At 34.8% G+C, this 25764-nt stretch carries 25 protein-coding genes and 1 tRNA gene; 19 read left to right on the top strand and 7 right to left on the bottom strand.

Annotated features, from left to right (window positions below; genetic code table 11):
- Window positions 1-873 (top strand): hypothetical protein, encoded by an 873-nt coding sequence (locus HYY69_04005; GenBank protein ID MBI3032613.1) that lies wholly within the window; start codon window positions 1-3, stop codon window positions 871-873.
- 64 nt (window positions 874-937) lie between these two features.
- Window positions 938-1009 (top strand) — tRNA-Gly (locus HYY69_04000).
- Between the two features lie 25 nt (window positions 1010-1034).
- On the opposite strand, the gene HYY69_03995 is transcribed toward HYY69_04000, so the two are convergent.
- Window positions 1035-1601, bottom strand: a complete 567-nt coding sequence (locus tag HYY69_03995) for a hypothetical protein (protein MBI3032612.1) — start codon at window positions 1599-1601, stop codon at window positions 1035-1037.
- A 303-nt stretch (window positions 1602-1904) separates the two neighbouring features.
- On the opposite strand from HYY69_03995, the gene HYY69_03990 reads away from it, so the two are divergent.
- The 16 genes from HYY69_03990 (at window position 1905) to HYY69_03915 (ending at window position 19471) form a co-directional block, all read left to right on the top strand.
- Complete coding sequence (locus HYY69_03990; GenBank protein ID MBI3032611.1) at window positions 1905-2714, top strand: segregation/condensation protein A; 810 nt, start codon at window positions 1905-1907, stop codon at window positions 2712-2714.
- A 9-nt stretch (window positions 2715-2723) separates the two neighbouring features.
- Window positions 2724-3389, top strand: a complete 666-nt coding sequence (locus HYY69_03985) for a translation initiation factor IF-6 (protein MBI3032610.1) — start codon at window positions 2724-2726, stop codon at window positions 3387-3389.
- Between the two features lie 45 nt (window positions 3390-3434).
- Window positions 3435-3959: a hypothetical protein gene (locus HYY69_03980; protein MBI3032609.1), complete on the top strand. Its 525-nt coding sequence runs from the start codon at window positions 3435-3437 to the stop codon at window positions 3957-3959.
- Between the two features lie 656 nt (window positions 3960-4615).
- Window positions 4616-5836 carry a hypothetical protein gene (locus HYY69_03975; GenBank protein ID MBI3032608.1) on the top strand — a complete coding sequence of 407 codons (1221 nt, stop codon included), beginning with the start codon at window positions 4616-4618 and terminating at the stop codon, window positions 5834-5836.
- Between the two features lie 6 nt (window positions 5837-5842).
- Window positions 5843-6127, top strand: a complete 285-nt coding sequence (locus HYY69_03970) for a hypothetical protein (protein MBI3032607.1) — start codon at window positions 5843-5845, stop codon at window positions 6125-6127.
- Window positions 6124-6342, top strand: coding sequence for a hypothetical protein (locus tag HYY69_03965; GenBank protein ID MBI3032606.1), 219 nt, complete (start codon window positions 6124-6126; stop codon window positions 6340-6342). The genes HYY69_03970 and HYY69_03965 overlap by 4 nt, the downstream gene beginning before the upstream one ends.
- A gap of 292 nt (window positions 6343-6634) precedes the next feature.
- Window positions 6635-7870 carry a hypothetical protein gene (locus HYY69_03960; GenBank protein MBI3032605.1) on the top strand — a complete coding sequence of 412 codons (1236 nt, stop codon included), beginning with the start codon at window positions 6635-6637 and terminating at the stop codon, window positions 7868-7870.
- Window positions 7867-9351 carry a hypothetical protein gene (locus tag HYY69_03955; GenBank protein MBI3032604.1) on the top strand — a complete coding sequence of 495 codons (1485 nt, stop codon included), beginning with the start codon at window positions 7867-7869 and terminating at the stop codon, window positions 9349-9351. Before HYY69_03960 ends, HYY69_03955 begins: the two co-directional genes overlap by 4 nt.
- 283 nt (window positions 9352-9634) lie before the next feature.
- Window positions 9635-10903, top strand: a complete 1269-nt coding sequence (locus HYY69_03950) for a hypothetical protein (protein ID MBI3032603.1) — start codon at window positions 9635-9637, stop codon at window positions 10901-10903.
- A gap of 7 nt (window positions 10904-10910) precedes the next feature.
- A complete protein-coding gene (locus tag HYY69_03945; protein ID MBI3032602.1) occupies window positions 10911-12206 on the top strand; it encodes a hypothetical protein in 1296 nt (431 codons plus the stop codon).
- A gap of 91 nt (window positions 12207-12297) precedes the next feature.
- Entirely contained in the window at window positions 12298-13446 is a 1149-nt protein-coding gene (locus HYY69_03940) for a hypothetical protein (GenBank protein MBI3032601.1), read from the top strand.
- A gap of 23 nt (window positions 13447-13469) precedes the next feature.
- Complete coding sequence (locus HYY69_03935; protein MBI3032600.1) at window positions 13470-14066, top strand: HAD-IA family hydrolase; 597 nt, start codon at window positions 13470-13472, stop codon at window positions 14064-14066.
- Complete coding sequence (locus HYY69_03930; protein MBI3032599.1) at window positions 14063-15001, top strand: hypothetical protein; 939 nt, start codon at window positions 14063-14065, stop codon at window positions 14999-15001. Before HYY69_03935 ends, HYY69_03930 begins: the two co-directional genes overlap by 4 nt.
- Window positions 15002-15308: 307 nt before the next feature.
- Window positions 15309-16823 carry a hypothetical protein gene (locus tag HYY69_03925; protein ID MBI3032598.1) on the top strand — a complete coding sequence of 505 codons (1515 nt, stop codon included), beginning with the start codon at window positions 15309-15311 and terminating at the stop codon, window positions 16821-16823.
- Between the two features lie 96 nt (window positions 16824-16919).
- Entirely contained in the window at window positions 16920-17234 is a 315-nt protein-coding gene (locus HYY69_03920; GenBank protein MBI3032597.1) for a hypothetical protein, read from the top strand.
- Window positions 17235-17731: 497 nt separating this feature from the next.
- Window positions 17732-19471 carry a hypothetical protein gene (locus tag HYY69_03915; GenBank protein MBI3032596.1) on the top strand — a complete coding sequence of 580 codons (1740 nt, stop codon included), beginning with the start codon at window positions 17732-17734 and terminating at the stop codon, window positions 19469-19471.
- Between the two features lie 27 nt (window positions 19472-19498).
- Here HYY69_03915 and HYY69_03910 read toward each other — a convergent pair whose 3' ends face one another.
- The 3 genes from HYY69_03910 to HYY69_03900 all read right to left on the bottom strand — a co-directional run bounded on the left by HYY69_03910 (window position 19499) and on the right by HYY69_03900 (window position 22830).
- Window positions 19499-20812 carry a hypothetical protein gene (locus HYY69_03910; protein MBI3032595.1) on the bottom strand — a complete coding sequence of 438 codons (1314 nt, stop codon included), beginning with the start codon at window positions 20810-20812 and terminating at the stop codon, window positions 19499-19501.
- Between the two features lie 341 nt (window positions 20813-21153).
- Entirely contained in the window at window positions 21154-21897 is a 744-nt protein-coding gene (locus HYY69_03905) for a hypothetical protein (protein MBI3032594.1), read from the bottom strand.
- A 15-nt stretch (window positions 21898-21912) separates the two neighbouring features.
- Window positions 21913-22830, bottom strand: a complete 918-nt coding sequence (locus HYY69_03900; GenBank protein MBI3032593.1) for a hypothetical protein — start codon at window positions 22828-22830, stop codon at window positions 21913-21915.
- A gap of 129 nt (window positions 22831-22959) precedes the next feature.
- Here HYY69_03900 and HYY69_03895 point away from each other — a divergent pair, with 129 nt between their 5' ends.
- Entirely contained in the window at window positions 22960-24126 is a 1167-nt protein-coding gene (locus HYY69_03895) for a hypothetical protein (protein ID MBI3032592.1), read from the top strand.
- A gap of 19 nt (window positions 24127-24145) precedes the next feature.
- Here the strand turns inward: HYY69_03895 and HYY69_03890 are convergent, their stop codons facing one another.
- The 3 genes from HYY69_03890 to HYY69_03880 are packed head-to-tail and all read right to left on the bottom strand — an operon-like array spanning window position 24146 to window position 25447.
- The gene (locus HYY69_03890; GenBank protein MBI3032591.1) at window positions 24146-24859 is read right to left on the bottom strand and encodes a hypothetical protein; all 714 of its coding nucleotides are present in this window, start codon (window positions 24857-24859) and stop codon (window positions 24146-24148) included.
- A gap of 13 nt (window positions 24860-24872) precedes the next feature.
- A complete protein-coding gene (locus tag HYY69_03885) occupies window positions 24873-25133 on the bottom strand; it encodes a hypothetical protein (protein ID MBI3032590.1) in 261 nt (86 codons plus the stop codon).
- A complete protein-coding gene (locus HYY69_03880) occupies window positions 25130-25447 on the bottom strand; it encodes a hypothetical protein (protein ID MBI3032589.1) in 318 nt (105 codons plus the stop codon). Before HYY69_03880 ends, HYY69_03885 begins: the two co-directional genes overlap by 4 nt.
- Window positions 25448-25764: the final 317 nt, after the last annotated feature.

The following is a 25764-nucleotide window of genomic DNA, read 5'->3' as shown; positions in this document are numbered from 1 at the left end:
ATGAACCGAAAAGATCTCAGTGACCTTATTAGAACTATTGAAAGTCAAGTTATTGCAGCTGATCAAGCAGTTGTAGTAAGTATGTACTTTGATAATCTCTCGCCTCAAGAATTTCTTGGATATTATGATATTGTTGTTTCATTTATTCTTGATCTAGCTTCAGTTACCTTGCAAGAAAGCAGAGAAGCACTTGAAGAAGAAGCTGAACAACACGTTCAAAGAGGAAGATATCTCCATTATTATGGAAGAGATCTACATAAAAGAACAATTGTTGAAGGATTTCGGCCACAGCCACATCTTTCAGCAGGATCTGCAGAACAAGTAATTTCATTATTGCAATATTCTTCACCAATTCCAGGGCATGCGGCACATGCATTAAGAGTATTTAATATAGTTCCTGGACTTGCTTCCCACCTTTACACAGTTTCTTATGTAAGAACATTCCCTTTATCTAAGGATCAAAATCTATTGCCACTTTATTTTACACTTGCAGGGTTGCCACCGCAAAGAATGCTTACGCAACTCAATGAGGGTGGTTGGGAGTTGTACCATCAACAAAGAGCAGATGTGTTAGGAGTATTAGATCATCAAGCAATACGAAATGGCCCTGTTGATATCCTTGAAGAAGATAAACCCTACTTAGTGCTGCCATCCACTGATCAACCAACAAACCCAGATACTATTCTACGAAATCCACGAAGATTTGCTATGACAACAAGATTAAAAGGAAAGCAGTATCTCAACCATATTTTGTTTAATCACGGTCGGGTTTATTTACGTATTGGACGAGAAACTGTTGTTATTCCTTTGCATAAAATAGAACAAACCTTACAAGAGAGAGTAATTCATGAAGACTATCAACAGTTACATTAGAATTTGAAAAACTTTAAAAAGCAAGTATTGTTTTTGGTTACATAAACTAACATCCTATTCATACGCGGTTGTAGTATAATGGCTATTATGCGGCCTTGCCAAGGCTGTGATTCGGGTTCGAATCCCGGCAACCGCATATCTATTCACTTCTTTTCTATACTCTATATTGTTTGAGGAAAATATGATTGTACGGTTTTTGCTTTTGCTGGTAAGAAAGTATCAGTAATAGATCCAAAGCATGTTTCAAATACTCTTTTTACTAATCCATATTGATGAACTCCAAAATCATGCGCAATTTTAGTAATACTTAAACACTCTACTGTATGATCATAAACTGTTTTTTCTCGTGGTACTTTCTGCTGTTCTGCAAAGACTACTCTTTGTTCAGCATAATATCTTACTGCAACCCAATGATATAACAACGATCCTATATCAAATCCTAATTTATGCGCATGACTCATGTTAGGAACAACTTCATTAATTGGAAGTTCTGGAGTACCAAGGCTCATCATAATAGAAATGAATTCGATTTCAAAAGGATCTGGTCCTTTAATATGCTGATAAATGCCATCCATCATGCCACGAACATACGCTTGAAATACCAATTGCCCGTATACTTTTCGTTCACTTTCAGAAACTAAAGGGGAAACATTATGTGTTAACAATCTTGTTAAGGTATCTTCATTAAAACAATCGTCAATGGTTGCTATTATTTCTTGTTTCTGCATGTTCTAAGTGTCCTTTAATGAATATAAAAATATGGACCCAACCGGACTTTCACCAGGAATTGATATATAACTCTATAACTCGATTTTGTCGAGTTGAGCTTGCGGAGCAAGCGAATGTCGCACGTTGCGTGTGAACCGAGCGTAACCAGTTCCCGGACTTGAACCGGTGACCTTCGCCTTGTAAGGGCGACGTTCTAGCCACTGAACTATGAGTCCAAACATACGATTGAATTTAAAGACAATTTATAAAGGTTTTGATGGGTAAAAACAAGTTTTATATACTATCACGATTGTTTTTACTTCATGCAGGAAGAACTATTTGACACGCTGTTTAAAGATGAAGATGTTAGCTGGAAAACGATGATTTATGAGTTGGTGAAATCTGAAAAGATGGATCCATGGGATATTAATATTACTCACCTTGCTAAACGATTTCTTGAAATGTTAGGAAAGATGAAAGAAATGAACTTCCGTATTACGGGAAAAATTATCATTGCAGCTGCTATTCTGCTAAGAATTAAGTCAAATAAGCTGGTGAATGATGATTTATCTGCTCTCGATGATTTAATTGCCAGCTCGCAAAAAATGGAAGAAGAATTTTATGAAGAGCTTGAAGGAATGCAGGGGCAAGGTCGCGATGGACATTTATCTCATGGAAAAGACCGGCAATTTACGTTAATCCCAAGAACACCGCAGCCGCGAAAAAGAAAAGTCAGCGTCTATGATCTCGTTGAAGCGTTGCAGAAAGCATTGGACGTCAAGCAGCGCCGCAATAAACGATTCCTTGAAAGGCAAGAATCACTGGTTGAAGCGCCAAGAGATGTTCTTGATATTAGTGAAGAAATTGACAAAGTATATGCGCAGATTATGGAGCATTTTAAAAAAGCAGACAATATAAAAGGCATTACGTTTTCATCGTTAGTTTCCTCAAAAGACAAAAAGGAAAAAATTTATACGTTCATCCCCTTATTGCACCTCACTAATCAGCGCAAGGTTGATCTTGAACAAGAAGCGCATCTTGCTGAAATTTATGTAAGGCCTGCTCCTGCAGAAGAGGCAGTTCCTAGCGGAAAAACAGAACATAAATCACCAAAAAAAGCAGCAGCTGAGTGATGATTATTTATGCAGATACTTCATACTGATTTTAACAAAAACCCAAATGTAGGGCTGTTTGGTTATGTTACTGATACGTATTGTCTTGTCGGCAAAGATATTTCTCATAAATTCTGCAAAGAATTGGAGGCAGTGTTAAAAGTTCCGATACATCAGATCTCGCTTGCAGGTACTAATTTGATTGGTGTATTTTGCGCAGGAAACAGTAAAACACTTATTGTTCCTAATATATGCTTTGATAATGAACTTCAAGTCCTTGATGATTTAGGAATAACCTATACTGTTTTGGAAACAGATTTAACAGCACTTGGCAATAATATTCTTTGCAATAATCATGGTGCATATATCAATCCTGAATTTAGCGATGAAGAACAAAGGTATATAAGTAAGGTTTTAGGTGTTCGGGCAGCTAAAGGAATGATTGGAGATGTTCAAGTAACTGGAGCAGCTTGTATTGTGAGAAAAAACCATGCAATTATTAGTCCTTTTGTTAGTGATGAACAACTAGGGAACATACAAACACTCTTGAAAGTCAAAGCTGTAAAAGGAACAGCTAATTTTGGAAGTCCTTATGTGAAAAGCGCAGTTTTAGTGAATAGCCATGGTTTTGTTGCTGGCAAATTATGCACGGGCATTGAATTAGATGAATTGTATAAAGGGCTTGGGTTCAAGTAATATTAATACATAACTTTTATATATCTTTATGCCTGAAAAATAAGTATGATTCAAAAAAAGCAAGGTCAATTCTCGTTTGAGTATATTTTGGTGATTGCTATTGTTTTTGCAGTATTTCTTCCCTTTACCTATGTATTTATGAATCAATCGCAAAATGTTGAAGAAGAAACTGTTCGTGTGCAACTTGAATTGTTAAGCCAGAAAATTATGAAGTACGGAGAAGAACTATATTATGCTGGCGGTTATTCAAAACGTACGATAAAAGCAACGTTGCCTGAACGCGTTACTGGTTTTTCTATTACGGGTAAAGATTCAAAAGAGATTGTATTTAAAATCAGAACACCACAAGGAGAAAATGATATTGTGTATTTCTCTAAAGTGCCCATTTACATGCCATTTCCTATAACTAACGCTAACGAAAAAATCTGGAATATGCACACGATCTATATGGTGCGAAGAAGCGTTGATGAAAAAGAGGCAGATGCTCTGAAAAAGATAGTTGTTCTCTGCACTAACTTAGATCAGGATGGAGATTGCCTTGGAATTGCAGCGTCTGAAGTGAAAGAGTAAGATTTATTAGAGAACTTTGCAAAGTTCTCATTACGTACTTTAGAAAGGTACGTAATAAGTCTGGGGTTTTAGCGCCTACTTTTGTGAAGCTCTTCTTACCTTTACTTTGGGGATTTTTCGGAGTGCCAGAGAGAAAAATCCAATGTTTAATAAGAAGTGAAGCTGAACCGGCGCTAAAACCATAAGAAGACTTATTACGTACTTAGAAAGTAACCTTTATATTACCCTTCTGTTTATATTCCATTTCTAAAGAGAACTTTGCAAAATACTCGCAAAGCTCGGGTTACTGCCAGTATTTTGCAAAGTTATCTAAAGCAATATGAGGAATCTCTATGGTACATTCAATAGCCAGTCCAATAATACCAGCATCATTAAGCAAAAAAGACCTCTTTATCTATACTAGAGGTACTATTCCCTTATATCGCTGTTATATGGCATTAAAAGCTATTCATGAACAAGCTTCTCAATTATTAGGCTTGCAGTGTGATATGATTGCATACTCTCACGAATATGGAAAACTCTATTGGGGATGGGCTGACCAAGAGATCCGTGCATTGGGCGCAAATATCTGGGAAAAAACACAAACAAAAGAAGGTACAAAACAGCACTTTTCTTATCTGCGCAAGATAGCAAATGATGCAATTGCTGCAGCGGATATGATGCTGTTGTTAAATCTAGGCGATTACTCTTCTGATGAATTAATAGGGAAACATAAACAATATTTTCAACAGGTTAAAGAAGCGCATGCAGTATTAACTCTTGATGTTGACGCACTTGACATTGTTCCTGTTGAAAACCTGAAATTAGAATTCAAAACATTTCTTAAGAATCTCGATAACAAATTATTTGAAGAAATCTACGGAAAACTAACCATTCCGAAATACACCAGCTATGTTGGTGAAGAACAAAAGTTTCTTTTAAAATTATTGATCACCTCGAAGAAAAATAACCTAAGGGTTGGTAATCTATTAGGAAGTGAGTATTGCCAAGAATTAGAATTAATAAAAAACAAATTTTGGTGGACAAATCTTGGCTGGGAAAATATGGAGTGTAAAACTATTCAAACGTACTTAACCATGCTTAAAGAATATGAAACAGCAATTCCTGATCCTGAAGAAAAGCTGAATGAGCTTGAATATCATGAACAAAATATAGAAAAACAACGTAAACAAGTATATGCAAAATACAACATTCCAACTTATCTTCAACAACGAATAGCATTTTTTGATGAATATACAGAAATTCATGATTTGCGAAAAGAAATGCAGATGCGAACAGCGTTTTCATTTCATCAATTCCTCAAAGAGTTTGCTCAACGCCTAAAACAAGACCTAAAATTACTTGATTTTTATACCTATGAAGAGCTTTATGATCTGCTGCAAGGTAAAACTAAATTTGATAGAACTGAAGCAGAACAGCGTTTTAATGGAGAGTTTTTATTTACTTATAAGCATCAAATGCAATTATGGTATGGTAAAAAAGCAGAAACTCTGATTAAAAAATATTTCAAACAAAATACTGATGATTTTAAGCAAATTATTGAAATTAAAGGCATTTGCAGTTCGCCAGGAAAAATCCAAGGCGCAGTGAAAGTCTGCGCAGGTTCAGTTGAAGCAATGAAAAAAATAATTAAAGGCGATATACTAGTGACTGGTATGACATTACCTGATTATGTTCCAGCGATGAAAAAAGCTGCTGCAATTATCACCGATGAAGGCGGCATAACCTGTCATGCAGCTATTGTGAGCAGAGAATTAGGTATTCCCTGCATTACTTCAACAAAAATAGCAACTGAAGTATTGAAAGATGGCATGAAAGTTGAAGTTGATGCTGATAATGGGATTATAACTATTATTAATAGCTGGAAAAAGAGATGAAAATTTATGTTTATCTTTGAAATCACCGACATAACGGGTAGAAAAATCCATTTAACTAAAGAGCGTTGGCAGCATATTATTCATGAGCATCCAAATGTTTGTGTTATTGATAATCTAATCTCTATTATTACTAATCCTCTAAAAATAACTGACAGTAAATATAATCCAGAAAATGTAAAGTATTATTATCAATTTGATAAGAACAAAAAGCAGTATTTAATGGTTGCAGTAAAGTATTTAAATGGTGAAGGGTTTATTATTACAGCGTATTATATGGGGAATATTCAATGAAGAAAAAAATGTTTATACACTGGGATCAGGAAGGAGATTATTTAGAAGTAAGATTTGGTAAACCAACATCTTCTTATTATGAAGATGTTGGTGATGATATATTTGAACGAAGGGATGAAAAAACCAATACCGTTACAGGATATGCTATTTTTAATGTTCTTAAAAGGAAAAATGCAGCTGTAAGAGATATTGAAGTTGAATTGCCAATTAAATAGGTTCCAGTAAAGTTATGTTTCAATAATATATCTACTATTTTAATAATTGTGATAGAATATGAATATTAATAATATCAAACACAAGTTAGTAAACGAAGAAATCTGGCAGGAAGATTGTCCAGCAGTGCTTCAGACAGGAATCTTATTAAGTCATGCTTTTATTAAAGAGAATAAGCATTTAGGAAAAAATGTTGTCAACTTTGTTGGCATTTTTTTAAAAGAGGATTATGGCTGGGAATTAACTCTTGTTAAAGAAAAGAATATTATCTTCGATGTTTTAAAACAAAAAGGGATGAAATATCTTGATAAATTAGTTGATACATGGAAGAAAGAATATGGTGATTTAAAAGCATTATTAAAAACCATCACTTCTCAATCCATAACTAAGCAGTATATTTCTGACAAAGAGCTAGCAAAAAAATACAAACAATTTTTTGATCTATCAACTAAGATATGGTCTTATTCGTTATTAGGTGAGGGCTGCGATGATTTCAGTACCCATGGATTAATTCCAGCATTGCAAAAAGAATTGCAGGTCTCTGATGCAGAGGCAAGGGAAATTGGAATCACGTTGTCACAAGCCAAAACAAAAAGCTTCCTTGACCGAGAACGCCTCAATTTGTTTAAAATCTCTTTATTAAAAGGAAAACCATTTCAGAAGGCATTACAGGAGCATACTCAACAGTATTACTGGATGAAACATAATTATCTCACTGAATGTATAATTACTGATGCTTTTTTCCTTGAGCAGATTAAAGAAATACGCGCAAAATACACTGTTGAAGAAATCAAGCAGAAAATCAAAAAACTTGAAAATTATGAAGAAGAGATTGCTGCAAAAAAGGCAGCATTGTATAACAAATATCATTTCACCAAAGACTTGGAACTTAGTTTATCCATTTTAGAAATGATGTCATGGTGGATTGATGAACGGAAAGTAATGATGCTTGAAACATTCCATTTATTATTTATATTTCTCAATGAAATGAATAACCGGTATCCATGCGCTTCAAATCTTATAAGATATGCAATGCCTGATGAATTAATTGCCATGCTTGAAACAGCAAAACCAATCCCGGAAAAATTATTAATTGCAAGGAAAAAGTCAGCAGTTTATGCAATAAATGAACAGTTTGAAGAAGCAATGTTTGATGGTAAGAATTCAGAATTGATTCATGCTGCTTATTGGGGAAAATTTAAGATGAAGCAACTGCAAGGATTAGTTGCTTGTTCTGCAAATGGTAGTATAATTGCAGATGTTTGTGTAGCCAAGGATGTTACTAAAGATCATTTTAAAGAAGGAAGTGTTTTAGTCACTTCAATGACAAGACCAGAGTTTGTGCCTTTGATGAGGAAAGCTGGTGCCATTATTACTGATGAAGGTGGAATAACTTGCCATGCAGCTATTGTCAGCAGAGAATTGAATATTCCTTGCATTATTGGGACAAAACATGCAACAAAAATACTTAAAACAGGCAATACTATTCATCTTGATGTTAATAAAGGTACTGTGCAGGTGATCAAATGAATACAAAATCTTCATTTTTCCAAAATCTTAAATCAAGAAGTAAAAATGACATTGTTCAAGCTATCAAAACAACATCATGGTACGATCAAGGTGGTCAAGCGAAATTCTTGTATATGTGTTTACCTGCATATACTGCAGCTTATACTATGAGCAAATTACATAAACATGGTTTTGATAAGATCATTTGTATTTCTATGGATGATGATGGTACGTTTGCGCTTGATACAAAAGCAATGAAATCATTATGCGATGAATGGGTGGAACGAAATACTGCTGAGAACAATTTTATTGCAGTAATGTCATCGCATATGCAAAAAGCAATTGATGAATTTAATGTTTTTATTCAAAAAAGAATGGAAGATCTTTCTTCATTATCCGAAGAAGAATTAAAGCAACTTGTGCAGGATTATGTTCTTATTATTGATCATCTTTGGCAACCGTATTTACCTATAGATGGATTTGATGAAAATTGGAAACATGTTTTAGACGAGCTTTTAGCAGAACATTATCATAATAAATTAACTGATGATGAAATAGGTGTTTTATTGATGCCCGAACAGCTTTCATATGTTCAAGAAGAAGAATTGTCTTTGCTGAATATTGCAAATGCTAATTCTCAAAAGAAAAAAAAGCTTCTCGAAGTACATCAAAAGCTTTTTTTTTGGTATAAAAATAACTATAGTTATATTGAAGCAATGGATGTTAAGCATTTTGAAGAACGACTTTATCATATTCAGTATCCGAAGAAAGAATTACAAGATTTTCTGGATAAAATAGAAAAAATAAAAAAGCAAAAAGAAGATATTTATACGCACCATGCTATTCCTGAAATAGTTAAAAAATATCTTCGATTGATGATAACGCTTTCAAAATGGCGTGATATCAGAAAAACTTACAATATTTTGAGCAATTATTATCTTAAGCAGTTAGTTAAGGAAATCGCTGACCGAAGAGGAATTGATTTTAAGCATTTTGAAAATCTTCCTTATCATGATTTCATTGAACGTGCATTTACTATTCCTCAACAAGAATTAGAAGCACTACCTGCTGAAGGATTTACGTTATATCAGCATGGATTTAAACCTTTTACAGTATATGGAAAGCAGGCAAAACAGTTGCAAGCTCTTTATGAAGGCATTATTGATAATGGCATTAAAGAAGTAAAAGGTCTCTGCGCCTGCAAGGGAACTGTTAGAGGAATTGTTAAAATTATCAATAAAATTGAAGATTTCAATAAAATGGAGCAAGGTAATATTCTCGTTAGTTACAATACTCGCCCAGAATTTGTGCCTATCATGAAAAAAGCAGGAGCCATCGTAACTGATGAAGGCGGCATTACCAGCCACGCTGCAGTTGTGAGCAGAGAATTAAATGTTCCTTGTATTATCGGAACAAAACGAGGAACAGACTTGCTAAAGGACGGCATGCGGGTTGAAGTAGATGCTACCAATGGCATGGTTAAAATAATCAAATCAAAATAAGTTATAAAAAACTGATCAGTGAAGTGAAATAATGGAAAAATGGATCTGTGTGCAAAGAAAGTCATGTTATCCAACACCTATGATTTATGCTATTGCTAAAATATATAGTCATACGATGAGCGAAGTTCTTGAAGGTGCATGTTTTGAGTATACACTTGCATTAATCAAAAATGGTGTTATGTGGTGGTATGCTCGTGAGGATACTATCAATAGAGTGAGCGATAAAGCATTTCAGGTTGTAAAAGAGAATCCTCGCTACGTGTCAGAAGTGCGAAAAAAATTTATGAAATTATCTCCAAAAGTTCTTGGTTTTACAACCAGTAAAATAGCTCATGTTGATCTCAGCAAAGTATCTAATGAAGAGTTATGGGGATTATATCAGCAATATCTTAATATCTACGATGAAGTTTATACCTGGGGGGAACCGATTACTCTTGGATTAAAAGAAAACCTTGGTAGATTTCTTTATGATTATCTTCTCAAACAAGTTAATAATAAAAAGAAAGCAACTGATTATTTGAATCTGTTAGTTTCACCACCTGAACAATCATTCGTACAGCGAGAGCAAAAAGATCTTTTGAAAATTGCATTAGCAATTGAACAAAATAAATCAGTAGTTGAATTATTTAAGCAAGATATTAAGAAACTTAATTTAGAACTTAAAAAACCAGCATATCAGGAGATTTATAGTCTCATCAAAAAACATACTGATGATTATTGTTGGGTTCCTTATGATTATGGCATTGTTCATTGGGATGAGCAATATTTTATTAAATCACTTCAGGCGCTTTTGCATGAAGGTAATACACAATCTAAACTAAATGAAATGGCACTTTATTATAATGAGTTGCCTAAAAAGCAGCATGCAATTATCATGGAATTGGCAATTGACCAATATCATCAGGATCTTTTTCAGGTATTGCGTGATGCAAGTTTCTTAATGGATTACAAAAAAGAAATTTTTACTAAATCACATTATCATATAAGATTATTGTTAGATGAAATTGGTAAGCGTTTAGGGATTTCAAGGAACTACGTTCAGTTATACATGCCTGAGGAGCTTCAAGATGCTCTTGTTCATAAAAAAATACTTTCAAAATCTGTACTTTCTGATAGAGAAAAATGCAGTATCCTGTTCTCTGATAAAGATAAAATGTTCCTTTATCAAGGAAAGGAAGCTTATGATCTTCTTAAAAAATATAATATCGCTGACAATGAAGAAGCAAAAGTATCGTCCTTCGAAGGAATGATTGCTTCTGGCGGAAAGGCAATCGGGATAGTTAAAGTTGTTTTTAATGCAAAAGAAATAGAGAAAGTGCAAAAAGGCGATATTTTAGTTGCACCAATGACTTCACCAGATTATGTGCCTGCAATGCGAAAGGCAGGGGCAATTATAACTGATGAAGGAGGGATTACTTGTCATGCTGCTATTGTGAGCAGAGAATTAGGCATTCCCTGCATTATTGGCACTAAAATTGCGACTAAATTATTAAAAGATGGGCAGCAAGTTGAAGTCAATGCTAATCATGGTGTTATTAAATTAATTGAATAATAAAAACATGAAGAAAAACCAAATAATCAAAAAAGTAACATCCCTGCGATGGGATTTTTGGTTAGAACGACGTTTTGATAGTCCTTATGTAGTATATCTTTTTCTTGAAGCTGCAACTAGGGCAGCATTTACTAAGATAGATATTAAGGGAGAATATCCTTCTGTAATTTATGAAAAAAATATATGGTTTACCAATGAAGGAATGAGAAAAGAAGCAGGAAAAATTGCAGAACAATTTCTGAAGCGAAAAAATATATCAAACATCGTTAAAGAGTGTGAACTTAATTATAAAAAATCAAAGAAAGAATTTAAAAAAATAATTAATGAAAAACTAACTCTTGAAAAAAAATATAGCTTTGTTTACGAAATTTTACTAAGAACAGCAGCTTATATTTGGGTAACTCATTGCTGTGAGGAATATTATGAGCCACTTATACGAGAAAAAGCATGTATATTTTTTAAGGATGAACAAAAGAGCAATGATTTCATCAGTAGCATAAGTTTTCCTTCTAAAAAGAATGCCCATACTGTTATGGAAGAATGGTTAGTTAAAGGTGTTGATCCTGTCAAAATTCATAAACGATTTAGCTGGATTAAATCACGGTTTGCTTTCAGGCAAGGATATACTCTCGAAGAAATTAAACAATTACAAGAACAACTAAAAATTAAAAAAATTAATAAACTAAAACAAAAAAAAGAAAAAATAAAAATACCTTCAGAGTTAAAACCACTCGTAAAAGAACTTCAAGAATTAATTTATTTTAGATTAATGCGTATTGATGCAGTTTATGAATTATTTTTTTTAGCTCAGCCATTATTTGATGAAATTGCCAAAGAATTAAATATCGAAGGCATAAAATACTATTTTCCCCAAGATTTATTTAAACCAAAATTAACTAAAGCTCCTGAAGAATATGCAGCAATAAAATATTATGATCACGTTATTTTTACTAAACCAATTCTTAATTATCAGATTAACAAAACTGCAATAATCAAAGGAATGGCTGCGTATCAAGGTTATGCAAAAGGCAAAGCAAAGATTGTTCAATCAGTGAAAGATCTTGATAAAGTCAAGGAAGGAGATATTATGATTACGCACATGACCATGCCACCTTATTTGCCTGCAATGCATCGAGCTGCTGCTTTTGTGACTGATGAAGGCGGCATTACCTGTCATGCTGCAATTGTTGCTCGGGAGATGAAAAAACCCTGTATCATTGGTACAAAGACTGCAACGAAAGTCTTTAAAGACAATGATTTGGTTGAAGTGGATGCAAATAAAGGCACAGTTAAAAAATTATAACTCTCTTATCTTTATTTTTGTCTACCTCCCTACAATAACTATATAAATACTAATAGTATAATCTTCCCTAATCTATAGTGTACGCAGTGGGGTGATCATTATTCAGGATCTTGAAAAAATAAATAATGCTGTTAAGCAACTGCAACAAGGTAAAAAGCAAAAAATAACTATTACTTTGGATAATCCGCAGCAATTTCATAATAAGTTATGGTATCAAGTATTCTACAATAAATTGATTATTGCAATTCAAAAAAAGATTGTGCCTTTTGAATTAAAAAATAAACTTCTTAGAACAACTGGCTTAGATATTGGGCATGATGCATGCATACCTCATGATATTACTTTTGATCCTTATTTTCCAGAATTAATCCATATTAATAAAGGGACTATTATTGGCGGATGCACTACCATTAAATCCCATATCCTTAAAGGAAATACCTTAACATTAGGCAATGTTACTGTTGGTGAACGGACATTGGTGGGGGGAGTTTCAGTTATTTATCCAGGAATAAAAATAGGCAAAAATGCTATTCTCACTTCAAACTCTGAGCTTACTGAAAATATAAAAGAAGGCGAACTCTGGATGGGCAATCCTGCTAAGCTTCTTCAGAAAATGTCAAAAGAAGATTTAGAAAAATATTTTCACATGTCAAAAGGCAATCCAGAAGAATATTATCAAGAGTATTATCAGAAACTAGCTGCTTTCAAAAATGATGACCAACAAACGTATTTTAAGATGCAATATCATGGTAGGCATTTAAATGCTGGTAACGACTGGTGGCGTGCAAGAAATCCGCTTGCTATATTTTGGAGTGGAATTCTGGTTGAACTCGCGCGGAGAATGAATCATTCTTCATTGAAAACATTTCTCTTGAAATTAGCGGGCGCAAAGATAGGAAAAAATGTCTATATTGGTAAAGGAGTTGTTTTAGATCATCTGATGACTAACTATATAACTATTGAAGATGGTGTTAAATTAGAAGATGATGTGTATTTAGATGAACATGAATATACTATCAGCCAAACTATTTTTGGAAGAACTATTATTAAAAAAGGCGCTCATCTAAAAAAAGGTGTTTTTGCCCGAGCAGGAACGGTGGTTGGCGAAGGAACTATTGTTGAGGAAAACTCTTTTATCCAGAGAGAAATTCCAGCTCATGAAATATGGAAAGGCAATCCAGCAAAATGCGTCAAGAAAATAGCTAAATTAAAATACGAAGCGCAGGAAGTTCATCATTAAGCATGCTTCAGCAGGCGAATATTATGATAAAAGTGATTATGTTTGATATTGGCGGTGTTGTTCTTAACAATGGCGATACCTTATTTTTTCCATGGATAGCTAAACAAGCAAATAAACCATTAGAAGAAACAGAAAAAATACTGGTTAAATACTTATATCCTGCTGAAGAAGATGCTTATTCAGAATTTACTGCTTTTGAAAAAATTTTCAAAGAATTAGGCATCACTCTGGATCCTTTAACCGTACAGGAAAAACGCCATCATTTCAGCACCTTGCAAAATGATGTAGTTGAACTTATTCTAAAATTAAAAAAGCAGTACCGTGTTGTTTTTGCCACCAACAATGCAGCTGAAGAATTCACAAGGAATTATTATACGTTTGACTTAGGAAATTTGTTTCATTATGGAAGAGCTTCTTTTCACCTCAAACTGCGAAAAACAAAAAAAGAATTCTTTGAAAAATATATCTCCTTGCTGGAGGTCCATCCAGAAGAGGTTTTGTTTATAGATGATGGAGAAAAAAATCTTCTTGCACCAGCTTCTCTTGGGATGAAAACCATATGCTTTAAAAATCAAAGCCAATTAATTCAGGAATTACGAGCAAAAGGTATTGATATATGAGCAACATTAAACATTTTTCTGAAGTTGGCAGGCATGACATAGCTTTAGTTGGCGGCAAAGGCGCCCAGCTTGGCGAGATGTTTCAGAAATTTCCAATCCCTGAAGGATTTATTGTAACTGCTACAGCTTATAAACATTTTATTGAACACGCAGAAATTCAAAAAGAGATCATGGCGAAATTAGATGCTTTGGATGTTGAAGATACTGAAGCATTGCAGAAAGCATCCGAGGAAATCGAACAATTGATCAAAGAATCTGAATTTTCTGATCTTCTTGAACATCAAATTATCGAGGAGTATAGCAAGATTGGTGAAGGGTTGGTTGCTGTTCGAAGCAGCGCAACTGCTGAAGATCTGCCTGAAGCGAGTTTTGCCGGTCAGCAAGCTACTTTTTTGAACATTAAAGGCAAAGAAAATGTTGTAAGGTCAGTAAAAGAATGCTTTGCAAGCTTATTTACAGCGCGCGCTATTTATTATCGAGTGAGAAATAAATTTGAACATGCTAAAGTTCTCATTGCTGTTGTTGTGCAAAAAATGGTTCCAGCTAAAAAGGCAGGAGTTATTTTCACGGCAAATCCTATCAACAACAAGAGAGATGAAATGATTATTGAGGTATGTTTTGGTTTGGGTGAGGCATTAGTTGGAGGAGAATTAACACCTGATACGTATATTCTTAAAAAAACTGGAGAAATCATTGATAAACACATCTCAGAACAAACCTGGATGTACACTAAAGATATTGATAGTGGTAAAGGGACTATTAAACAAGATATTGATTTTGGAGCTGAACAAAAGCTTAATGATGATGAACTTGATGAATTACGAACAGTTGCTTTAAACATAGAAAAACACTATGGTTACCCTGTTGATATTGAATTTGCTATTGCTGGCGGAGTCCATATATTGCAGGCAAGACCAATTACTACATTAAAATAATAGTTACTTAATGCCTTGGGCAGTATTTATTGTTCTATCTTGTCGAAAAAAATAATATTATTGGCAGGCAAACCGCTTTTACTGCGGTAAAAGCTCGGCATGATACATGCCGTTTGCGCCAATATTATTTTTTTCTCTCCTTCAAGTTATCCTATGAACTACAAGTAATACTGCCCGCCCCCTAGTAATATATAATGACTATTTCTCTATTTTCATTATACTTATACTTAGATTAATATACTGATACATATATTAGTATCTACTTGTTCATAGTAATATTTATATATGTTTTGGGCTACTTAGCTTTATGCCTTGGAAGAAGACAATTACACGCGGCGATCATCCTGTTTTATTAGTGGATGCGATTGTATCTGGTATGAGTGAATATGCTTTAAGAAAGCTTCTTAATCTAGAGTTTGGATTTAAAAGATATAAGCGGGTGAGTGGGGCGTCATTTTTAGATGAAGAAGAATTTAATGTATTAGTATCTAAATTCAAAGAAAAAATTGCCCTTGATAAACATTATCTTTCTGAATTGAGCAATAACTATGTTAAAACTGCAAAACACTTAGTTGCTAAAGCTAAAACGTTTCATGGCTTAACTACCAAAGGGAAATCTAGTGATCAGGTAAACCAAGCTTTTATTGAGTTTATGGAAGAATATAATCAGTCAACATTCTTCTTTTATGTTCCTTTATTTTTAGAAGTGATACTTGAATCTGAAATAAATGAAGAACTTAGCAAACATTTAAAAAAACGAAGAAAAGATCTGTCAGTGGATCATGTTTTGAAGCAGCTTACGTTTCCGATGAAAGAGTCGCTGCGGAAAAAACATGAACTAGATATTCTTGCTATTGCAAAGCAGATTTCTGAAAATGATGTATTAAAAAAAGAATTTACCAAACGCAATGAACTTATTATTGCGTCACTTAAAAGATATAGGAAATTACAGAGCCTTATCAAACAGCATAAAGAAGAATATGCATGGATCAACACCTATCTTTTCCAAGTTAAAGAATATTCATTTGATGAAATAGTTAAGGAAATTAAAGATGCATTGAAAGAAAATCCTTCTCAGCGTCTTGCAGAGCATAAAATGAACATGAGCAAACAGCTTCAAGAATACAATCTGCTGGTTAAAGCCTTAAAAATATCACCTTCGCTGCTGGAAAAAATAAAGCTTGTTCAAGAATGGAATTATTTACGTTCTTACCGGGTGGATCTTTATGCAATGATACATTATTATGTGTATCCTCTTTTCCAAGCTGTTGCAGTTAATTTAGGGTTAACATATGATGAATTATTACAATTAACCTATAAGGAAATTGTTGGCATCATGAAATTTGGCTTGTTAAACAGACAGGTCTTAGAGAGCAGAAAAGAAGGTCATGGCTGGCTGATGGATGAAGGTAAAATAAAAATCTGCACCGGCTTTAAGTTGGATGAAATAAAAGAACTTGAACCTGAACCTGAAAAACTCAAAGATAACAAATTATATGGAACTCCTGCTTATTCAGGAATGGCTGAAGGTGTTGTTCATCTTGTTGTTGATCCTTATGTTAAAGATGATGTCAAGCATTTCAAAAAAGGTGATATTCTTGTAGCTAAAATGACCTCTGCAGATTACACTCCCTTGATCAGAAAAGCAGGCGCTGTGGTAACTGACGAAGGTGGTTTGTTATGTCATGCATTAGTGCTTGCTCGGGAGTTCCAAGTTCCTTGTTTGGTTGGAACAAATGTTGCAACACATTTTCTTAAAGATGGTTTTAAGGTTAAAGTCAATGCTGATGAAGGTTTTGTAAAAATAGTTAAAAAGAGTTAATGGTAAGTTTAGAGGTTTTAATCGTATCTTTGAAGTAGTAAATAACCGAAGTATTTAAATACTTGTTGTTATAACTATATGTAAGGTGAATCAAAAATGGCAAGTATGCAAGATCAATTTATGCTTAAGATTGGACAAGTAGCATATACATCAAACCAAGTTGCAGAAATGTTACGAGCAATGAATCTAGATTGGTACGCGGGACATAACGGAAGTAAAATAAAAGCTTATGCAAAAAAACATGGCTTGTTTGTTGATATGGAAGCACAAGGAATTAGATCCACAAGAGATAATAATGTACTGTATTGGATACCAAAATCAAATCTTGTAACTATTATTGAAGGCATGGGAATTCCTGCAACGGAAAGAGATTTTGAAGATGCTGCCCGTAAATTAGAATACCAATTATAATGATTTCTTTTTTTGTTTAATTCTAAGCCAAAGCCCTATCTATTTTTAGCCCCCGACTCGTTCTTATTATAGAAATGGAAATTTTATTGAAACTAAATGGTGTTTAGCGAAGCGATCACCAGTGGTTCTTGACAGGTTCCCCAAAGTGCCAAAAACACACCCATTACGGCTTATAGCTCAATTATTCGCAGATTATAAATAAACTTATCATTAACTACACGTGAGTAGTAATAGACCGAAACATTTATATATCAGTTATATCTACTAGCCTAGTGTGAAAAGAGTTGGGGGCGGTTGAGACTCTTTTTTATGGATACTTACTCACACTTATAATCACCTCTTTTTCCCGCGCAAGTGCCTCGAAAGATGCACTTGCGAGGGTTTTATATTCCTGCTCTTAACACCTCTTTCCCTTAGCAAGGCAAGCAATTGCTTTGCTTTGGGATTTTTTATATTTTACAATAAAACTTATAAAATACTTGATTGTCTTGCATTATATGTTAAAAAAAATCTTCCTATTCTTAATCATAATACTCTTAGGTACCCCTTTTGTTATTGCCCAGAAAGGGCATATGAAATTATTGGCTGTTTCTGAAGGAGGCAATATGACGGGAAGTATTGCTGACCTTTATCTTGAAATAAAAGAGGGAAGTGGAAGAACCTACATTGATACGTATCCTTTAACTAAAATTGATGCCCAGCTTTCAACACGTTTTGCTAAAGATGTTGCCTGTGATTTCCTTGAAATAGATTGCTCAGATAAAGATTTCTTTTACCAAATAAACGCCAATAGCTTAATTATTGGCGGGCCAAGCGCAGGAGCTTCATTGACTGTTTTGACTATCTCGCTATTGGATAATGTACCGTTAAATGAAAACATAGCAATGACCGGAACTATTAATTCTGGCGGTGTCATTGGCTCAGTTGGTGGCTTGAAAGAGAAAATTCAAGCTGCTAGCCAGTATGGCATATCTAAAGTGTTGATTCCTAAAGGAAAAAGAAATATCACCGAAGATAACATCACGGTTGACCTTCTTGAATTTGGAAAAGAGCATGGTATTGAAGTCGCTGAAGTATTAACGTTGGAAGAAGCCATGTATCAGTTTAGCGGCAAGAAATACAGCAAACCTCTTCAAAATATTACCGTCGAAGAAAATTATGCAGCAACCATGCGTAGCTTGGCAGAAGATTTATGCAGACGAACAAATGAATTAAGAAGCAAATTAGAGGAACATACCAATCTTTCCAACAACAATGATGCTTTAAATTTATCTGATAAAAGTTCAGATGCATTTGCAAAACAAAATTATTATTCAGCTGCCAGTTTCTGTTTTGGTGTAAATATTATTTTTGACAAACTCATATTGGATCAAGCAAATATCTCCCGCAAAGAACAAGAAGAAAAAATCTCAATGCTGCTCAGTTCTATCAATAAATCTCATGAGTTAACTGAAAAAATTGATCTTAAAACTATTCAAGATCTGCAGACATACATAGTGGTAACTGAACGCCTTGATGAAGCTGAAGAAGTATTGCATTTCACTAATGCATCCTTTATCGAAAATAAAACAATTGATGTTAATCAGCAGTTAGCTTATGCAACAGAACGATTGTACAGTGCCTACGCTTGGTCAACATTTTTTGGAAAAAAAGGAAAAGAATTCAAACTGAATAATGACGTTACACAAGCTTCCTGTTCGAATAAATTAGCAGAAGTACAAGTGCAACAGCAATATGTTCAATTATTGTATCCTTTTGATATTGGCGGAATTATCAAAGATATAACCCAAGCGACTGAAGAAATGCAAAAAGGCAATTCCAAACGATGTTTCTTTAAAGCAAGCAAAGCAAAAGCAGAAATGAATGCCTTGTTAAGCAGTTTAGGTATTACCGCCGAACAGTTACAGCCGCTTGTTCAAGTAAAAATGGATTTGTTTACAATTATTATTAACAAACAACGAGAAAAGGAGATCTTTCCTATTCTTGGCTATAGTTATTATGAATATGCTAAATCACTGTTTGATTCAGATCCAGGAGCTTCTTTATTATATATGGAATACGCTCTAGAATTAAGCGATATTAGTTCGTATCTTGAAGTCAATGAAAAACAAAAGCTCATCCTTCCTGAAGAATCACCAGCAAAAGATAAAAAACCAATTATTGCGTTGATTATCGGTCTTATTGTTGGTGGACTAATTGGATATTTTATACGGTTTAATAGAAATAGAAAAAAATAATGGCATATTGAGAAAGTTATTTCATTCTCAACGTAGCACCGAGTTAATACCTCTCCCTAATACTGTTAACAAACCAGGCATCGGCGGTTCGTGCTCTTCTTTACGTTGATCATTTGTTTTGCTTGCAACTGGTTCTTCTTCTGAATGTTTTTGTTGTGGTGCTTGCTTGGGTTGCATATCATCATCTCCCTTTACATGACCGTTGTTAAGATCAAGTGTGTAAACGGTGTATTTTGTTCCATTGGTTGCAGCAACTTTAGCAGGTAAAATTTCTCCGCTAAATCCATATTCTCCACAGGGATTTTTTCTGCATCCAGACCAATTATGCTTTCCTAAAAATCCTTCCAGTAAATATCGATTTCCAGGGGTCATGGTTGTTATCTCATTAACTTCCAATACAGCATATCCTTGTGCGTCAACTGGCACATCAAGATTATCTTCCAGGTTTACGCGTAGTTTTACTCTTCGACCAAATCTTTTTCCACCAATAAGTGTACCCATTACTTCTTCAGTTTTCAGTGTTTTTTCTCCTTGGTAATCAGTTTCTTTTGGTGTGTGGGCATCGACAATATTTTTAATCTCTTGAAGCAGTCTTTCAAGTTCAGCAGGCTGTTTTTCCTGACGATATTTTTTCCAATTAACATAGCGCGAAAGCTCAAGCACACCATCAAGTGCTCCGTCTTTGAAATTTTCTATAATTTCATGTACTTTAACTACATCATCAACATCTACATATTTCATAATAATCGGAAAATAGGGTTTAATTTTATCGATAATAGTTTCTTCTGATGTTACCGGAGCTTGGGTTGTTGGTGCTTCGTTCTTTACATAGATACTTCCATTGAACAGTAATCTTTTTTCAGAGGTCACCACGCTCAGTGCTTGCACACCTGCCATATAGGTTTCTCCTTGTTTAACCGTAGTAACATAAAAAGTACCGTACGTACTTACAACACCTTCTCCTTTTGGCAGTTCACCATGCACTAATCTTTCAAGATCTCCGCGATAGGGTGCATTGATGCCGTTACTATTAACAACTAACGTACGTTTACAACTGCTGGCACAATCTAAAGTACTCAAAGCATCTTGATCAGATCCCTCAGCTTGAATTTCAACTTCTAAATGATACACGCCACCTACTTCACTAATATCAAGAACTTTTCCTAGAGCTGTGTAATGAGGAAGTTCAAATGGATTTTGATCAGCCTTGGTGCTTTCCGTATGATCATCTCTTGAAGAAAAAAATCCTTGTACATACTCAACTAATTTACTTCCACTAGCATATAATACACACGCTGCGGCTCCTGCAGCAAGTGCTCTGACTATTCTATTATCTACCATCTTAACACCTCTCCTCTTATTCGTTATAGATAAATTAGTTATTACACTCAGTGTTCATCCTTGTTGCTGCCCTATCCATGTTCATAGAACGTATAGGTCTCTGATACTATATCTTCTTAATTCTTGAGAATCTTAAGGTACCTTATAGAAGCTTATACCTAATAGGATATTAGAGAACTTTGCAAAATTATGGTTACTGCCAATTTTGTGAGCATTTTCGAAAGACTTATCGGGCAATTTTCGAGGTTCCAGAGAGAAAATTGCTTTGTTAAACAGATATCTCAATGCGAACTGGCAGTAACCCGAGCTTTGCGAGTATTTTGCAAAGTTCTCATTAGATATTATTTAAACAATTCTCTAACTTGTTCTTCAACTTGAGGAGCATATTCTTTGTAAAGATCTTTTCCTTTTCTCACAGCTTGATCAAATTTTTTGTCTAAACCTAAATCTTTTGCTGCTTTTCTTGCTGCACTATAACTACTTCTTAATAATTTTGTAACTTTACTATCTTCTTTTCTTCCTGTCGGATGCATCGCAGCGTCAAGTACCAGATATGCAAGTACTCCATGGTATTCTATTGGTGTAACTGTAGCTCGAATTCCATACTCATCACACATAAGTAATGATCGTCTACATCCATTTGATCCATGTTTATCCTTTTGATATTCTTCAAGTGAAGCTTGAATCTCTACATAAGGATTAGATTTGTTACCTTTTGAATTCTGATATGTTTCATTTTTAACAATCAATACTTCTGGTAGGCTGTTATGATCAATAGTAAATTCGCCTGATTGTGGATCTCGGTTAACTCTTGCAACAGTGATTTCTACATAATCTCCGAGTTGAAATGCGCCGGCAACTATGCCTGTAAGTGAATATATTTCTCCTTTTGGTTGAGAAGCAGTCTGACGTGGTTCCTTAACAGGTTCTGGATCTGGCTCTGTTCCTGCTGAAGAAACATTAGTTTGAGAGTTAGGTTGAGTTGGAGGATTATATTCTACTTGTTCTGGCTCTTTTTTACAGCCAATTGCTCCTGCGACTAGAGCAGCAAGCCCTCCAAAAAGTTCTCGTCTACTTATTGGCATTTGTATCACCCTCATTTAATTACCAAATAAATCCCGTGTTACACTTCTTAATCCACGTCCTAAGTAATGAGTAGCATCTCCTGTAACAGATTTTGCTCCGTCGACAATAGCTCGAGCAGCTGATTTCCGAGCAAGAGGAGATCCTTTTCTTGAGCCATATGTTCCTTCGCTTGATGCATATTTTGGTGTTAAATCAGTGCTTGGTAATTCAACAGTTCCTGTTATTCGATCATATTCTTTTATTGCATCGTTATATATATTTCTCTCTTTTCTATCTTTCGCTGCATCACGATCTCGAACAAGTGCATCTCGTGAAGTATATACTTGATCATTAAGTTTGAATGTAGGTGCAACACTAACATATATTGCATTACCTTCAGTATCAACTTGTGCATCGAGAGTGTATTCAGAAATACAAAGTTTATCTTTACCTATCTTATCGGTGGTATCAGTTGTACAAGTACTCTTTGTTGAAGTAAGCATTTGATCTAAACCAATTATTTTGCCTTTAGTATTTGTAGTATCAACTATTACCTTTTTACCTTTTACTATATCTTCTACTTCAAACACAACTCTTGTTTCACCGTATTTCTTGGCTCTAGAAATTTTTCCATAAACTGATATTGGTTTTGGTTGAGTAGTTTCACCATTCCATGCTTTGCGTACTTCATCTAAGCTGCCATATCTTGTTTTAGTAGGTGCAAATGGTCCTTCTGAACTAGTTTCTCCTGCACTTTCATCAGAAACAGGTCTTTGAGGTGCTTCTCCAGTTTCTCCTGCACTTGCATCATGAGCAGGTCTTCGAGGTGCTTCTGAAGCATCAGAAACTCCATTATAGGGGATATATGGGAGTTTTTCAGGTTCAGAACTGCAACCTAGGGTAATTCCTAATAAACCAAGTCCTTTTAAAACATTCCTTCTAGTCATATCCATAGTAAATACACCCCACGTTCCTTTTCAAGGTAATAACTTATATTTAAACATTTCTATAATTGACAACTATGAAGTGGTAAATATGCTTTATTATAGATATTTATAAAGTAGTTAAGGTTTCCACTGATAATGGATACGAAGAAGTTTGCCACTATTGATGAGGTGTTAGGATATAATTTCCCCAGTGAACATGAAAGAGAAGGCAGCGTACTTCGCGAACTCCTTGATAAAGCATTGGAGTTAGGTGTTGTATCTAAAACAAATATTACTACTAATCTTTTAAAGGTAGAGTACCCTATTGACCCTGATCAAAACCAGTATAGAACCTTTACGAGAGGTCAAGTTTTGTATGCAGATCAACTATATGGTATGTTTGAGTTGGATGAATTGCCTCTGCATCCTGACCTTGGGTTAATAGTTCTTCGTGAACATTTATCTGATACCGATACAGAAACAGTGCCTGCTCTTCTCGTAAAGCGTCTTTTAGCTCGTCGAAGTTTTGATGATCCACAAAAATATGTTGATGGTCTTGTGCAGGCACTTACCGATCCGGCTGTTTTGAAAACACCGCGGACAGAACGAGTTATCAAAACATTACAGGATACTTTTGACAGGATCTGGAATGATATAGCGCAAAATCAACGTATTGGTGATACTTCATTCACTATAGTTATTCCTTGTCGAGGATATTTATTTCCAGTTATGGTGGTTTATGATGGACAGCGTGATGATTTAAAAGGAGGGTGTCAATTAAAGTTTAGCTTAGCTCCTGGTGAAGATAGCATTCGTGTTGCACATGCACCTCGCGGCTTAGCCAGAACCTCTGACGAATATGTCGCATTAGCCAAAGCTTTCTATCGAGAACAAGCTCAACGACACCCTTTTTTTCCTAAACCAGGAAGTGTGATTTTATCAGCATATTGTCTGCCAGAACATTTCTCTCTTCGCAGGATAGTACGTCACGGAAAAGCAGGATATTTTAATAATGCTCAGTTATATCATCGACGTATTGCTTTCTCTTTTAGTCGTCCAAAACCAACCTTGACGTGCATGGTGTATATTGATGCACGTTACCTGCGACCTGATCAAGTACTAGTGCCTGACGACAACGTACGAAAAAATCCACAAATAAAAGACGTATATGATGCACTTGCTGGTCAGAGAACTCATCTCTATACCCTTAGTGATTATGTTGCTCATGTTTATCCAAAAGTAAAAGCACCCTTTTTAATAGCACCTTTAACTACATCATTATTAGGCAGTGCTGAAAGGAAATTATATAGAGAAGTATTCTGAGGAGATAATTTCGTAAAATTTAGCTGGTTTTTTGATGTGTTTCTACTGTTGCAGTTCGTTGTTCAGCGCCAGCAATATTTGCTTGGATTGCTCTAAATGTTTCCATGGTATTATGTGCATTATTTATAGCAGTATCAATATAGGTTAATAATCCTTGTGCATTTTTATGCCCCTGTTCCACTCGCACTAGTTCTGGGATTATTTTATGCAATATAAACAGAGGCATTGAAACTCCATCAATCTCTTTAAACTGTTGGATAAGCTGACGATGATTTCTGTTAATGCTTGTTGCTAAGAAAGCATTATGCGTAAACGAACCAGTTCTTTGTTCCGCAACACTAATCAACTTTCCATAAGTATCAATCTCTCGTTCTATTAAACCTGCAATTCTTCGCGCTTCTTGCAAGATTGCTGATGAGAATTGATAGTTAGAACTTTCTATGTTGGATTTAGAACTTTCAAGTTTACCAATAAATTGTTCTAATAATTGTAAACTATTATTTGCAATTCTTGCACTTTCCTGCGCAATGTACTGTTCTTGATGAGCAAGCGACTTTCCTCCTTCTTGTTGTGCACGCGCTGCAGCTATTTTTTCTCCCACCCAGCTGCTTCCATGAACAAGTCCGCCTAAATAATGTCTTGCAGGTTGAGGCGCATTTGAATGAGGGTCATGACTAAATAAAGCTACAACCGTAGCAATAAGCGCTACTAAACTCATGGCAAATACATCCACCTAATTCTCACCTCTATGGGAAAAAATATCCAATGAATAATAATGATAATATCAATGATATAAAAAATGCTACAAATCCACGACGTGTCCACCAAATGCTTTTGAAAATCAAAAAAGGTATTCCATACTTTAATAATGGCATCATTGCATATCCGAAATTTGTAAAAATCCCATGAAATACCTCTACGTAACTTTGAGGCATAAGATAAACGCCGCCAGTTACTATAATATACATAATCCATTTCAAACGTTTTCTATAACCTTCTTCGCTCATGGGTGTGCGCCTCCGCCTGCTGCGGGTGGCTGTGCTGGAGGTGTTGCACCAGTTCCTCCACGAGCCCTTGATAATGCACCAACTGCTGGATCAATTGCTAATTCCCAGAATAAAATAAAGATCAGCCAAATACCTAATTTAGGATAGTCTGTAAAAACTAACTTAAAAATTGGTTCTACTTGTTTTTCTAATTCTCTTGCACCTTGTTGCAGATTAACTTTGCTTGAACTGCTTTTACTCGATCCACAACCTGCAAGTATGATCAAAAGACTAAGTACAAGAAGCAAGAATAGCAGCTTAAAACGATGGTTCATTTCATCACCAATTTTAATAGACTATATCGCTCATAGGTATTTATATAGTTTTCTGTGATCTGTAGAGAACTTTGCAAAATTATGGTTACTGCCAATTTTGTGAGCATTTTCGAAGTACATATCCAGCAATTTTCGAGGTTCCAGAGAGAAAATTGCTTTGTTAAACAGAGATCTCAATGCGAACTGGCAGTAACCCGAGCTTTGCGAGTATTTTGCAAAGTTCTCTGTACGTAATAAGTCTGGGTTTTTAGCGCCTATTTCGTGAAGCTCTTCTTAGATAACTGTTGGGATTTTTCGGAGTGCCAAAGAGAAAAATC

Source organism: Candidatus Woesearchaeota archaeon, from assembly GCA_016192995.1.
Classification (GTDB): Archaea; Nanobdellota; Nanobdellia; order Woesearchaeales; family DSVV01; genus JACPTB01.
This window is presented reverse-complemented; position numbering and strand designations above follow the sequence as displayed.

Excerpts from the sequence above, each read along its gene's own strand:
- HYY69_04005 (MBI3032613.1), top strand. The coding sequence starts at position 1 with ATGAACCGAAAAGATCTCAGTGACCTTATTAGAACTATTGAAAGTCAA.
- HYY69_03970 (MBI3032607.1), top strand. The coding sequence starts at position 5,843 with ATGTTTATCTTTGAAATCACCGACATAACGGGTAGAAAAATCCATTTA.
- HYY69_03885 (MBI3032590.1), bottom strand. The coding sequence starts at position 25,133 with ATGAGCGAAGAAGGTTATAGAAAACGTTTGAAATGGATTATGTATATT.
- HYY69_03975 (MBI3032608.1), top strand. The coding sequence starts at position 4,616 with ATGATGCTGTTGTTAAATCTAGGCGATTACTCTTCTGATGAATTAATA.
- HYY69_03945 (MBI3032602.1), top strand. The coding sequence starts at position 10,911 with ATGAAGAAAAACCAAATAATCAAAAAAGTAACATCCCTGCGATGGGAT.
- HYY69_03950 (MBI3032603.1), top strand. The coding sequence starts at position 9,635 with ATGAAATTATCTCCAAAAGTTCTTGGTTTTACAACCAGTAAAATAGCT.
- HYY69_03930 (MBI3032599.1), top strand. The coding sequence starts at position 14,063 with ATGAGCAACATTAAACATTTTTCTGAAGTTGGCAGGCATGACATAGCT.
- HYY69_03910 (MBI3032595.1), bottom strand. The coding sequence starts at position 20,812 with ATGGTAGATAATAGAATAGTCAGAGCACTTGCTGCAGGAGCCGCAGCG.
- HYY69_03990 (MBI3032611.1), top strand. The coding sequence starts at position 1,905 with ATGCAGGAAGAACTATTTGACACGCTGTTTAAAGATGAAGATGTTAGC.
- HYY69_03895 (MBI3032592.1), top strand. The coding sequence starts at position 22,960 with ATGGATACGAAGAAGTTTGCCACTATTGATGAGGTGTTAGGATATAAT.
- HYY69_03935 (MBI3032600.1), top strand. The coding sequence starts at position 13,470 with ATGATAAAAGTGATTATGTTTGATATTGGCGGTGTTGTTCTTAACAAT.
- HYY69_03920 (MBI3032597.1), top strand. The coding sequence starts at position 16,920 with ATGGCAAGTATGCAAGATCAATTTATGCTTAAGATTGGACAAGTAGCA.
- HYY69_03980 (MBI3032609.1), top strand. The coding sequence starts at position 3,435 with ATGATTCAAAAAAAGCAAGGTCAATTCTCGTTTGAGTATATTTTGGTG.
- HYY69_03955 (MBI3032604.1), top strand. The coding sequence starts at position 7,867 with ATGAATACAAAATCTTCATTTTTCCAAAATCTTAAATCAAGAAGTAAA.
- HYY69_03925 (MBI3032598.1), top strand. The coding sequence starts at position 15,309 with ATGCCTTGGAAGAAGACAATTACACGCGGCGATCATCCTGTTTTATTA.
- HYY69_03985 (MBI3032610.1), top strand. The coding sequence starts at position 2,724 with ATGCAGATACTTCATACTGATTTTAACAAAAACCCAAATGTAGGGCTG.
- HYY69_03965 (MBI3032606.1), top strand. The coding sequence starts at position 6,124 with ATGAAGAAAAAAATGTTTATACACTGGGATCAGGAAGGAGATTATTTA.
- HYY69_03960 (MBI3032605.1), top strand. The coding sequence starts at position 6,635 with ATGAAATATCTTGATAAATTAGTTGATACATGGAAGAAAGAATATGGT.
- HYY69_03915 (MBI3032596.1), top strand. The coding sequence starts at position 17,732 with ATGTTAAAAAAAATCTTCCTATTCTTAATCATAATACTCTTAGGTACC.
- HYY69_03905 (MBI3032594.1), bottom strand. The coding sequence starts at position 21,897 with ATGCCAATAAGTAGACGAGAACTTTTTGGAGGGCTTGCTGCTCTAGTC.
- HYY69_03995 (MBI3032612.1), bottom strand. The coding sequence starts at position 1,601 with ATGCAGAAACAAGAAATAATAGCAACCATTGACGATTGTTTTAATGAA.
- HYY69_03880 (MBI3032589.1), bottom strand. The coding sequence starts at position 25,447 with ATGAACCATCGTTTTAAGCTGCTATTCTTGCTTCTTGTACTTAGTCTT.
- HYY69_03900 (MBI3032593.1), bottom strand. The coding sequence starts at position 22,830 with ATGGATATGACTAGAAGGAATGTTTTAAAAGGACTTGGTTTATTAGGA.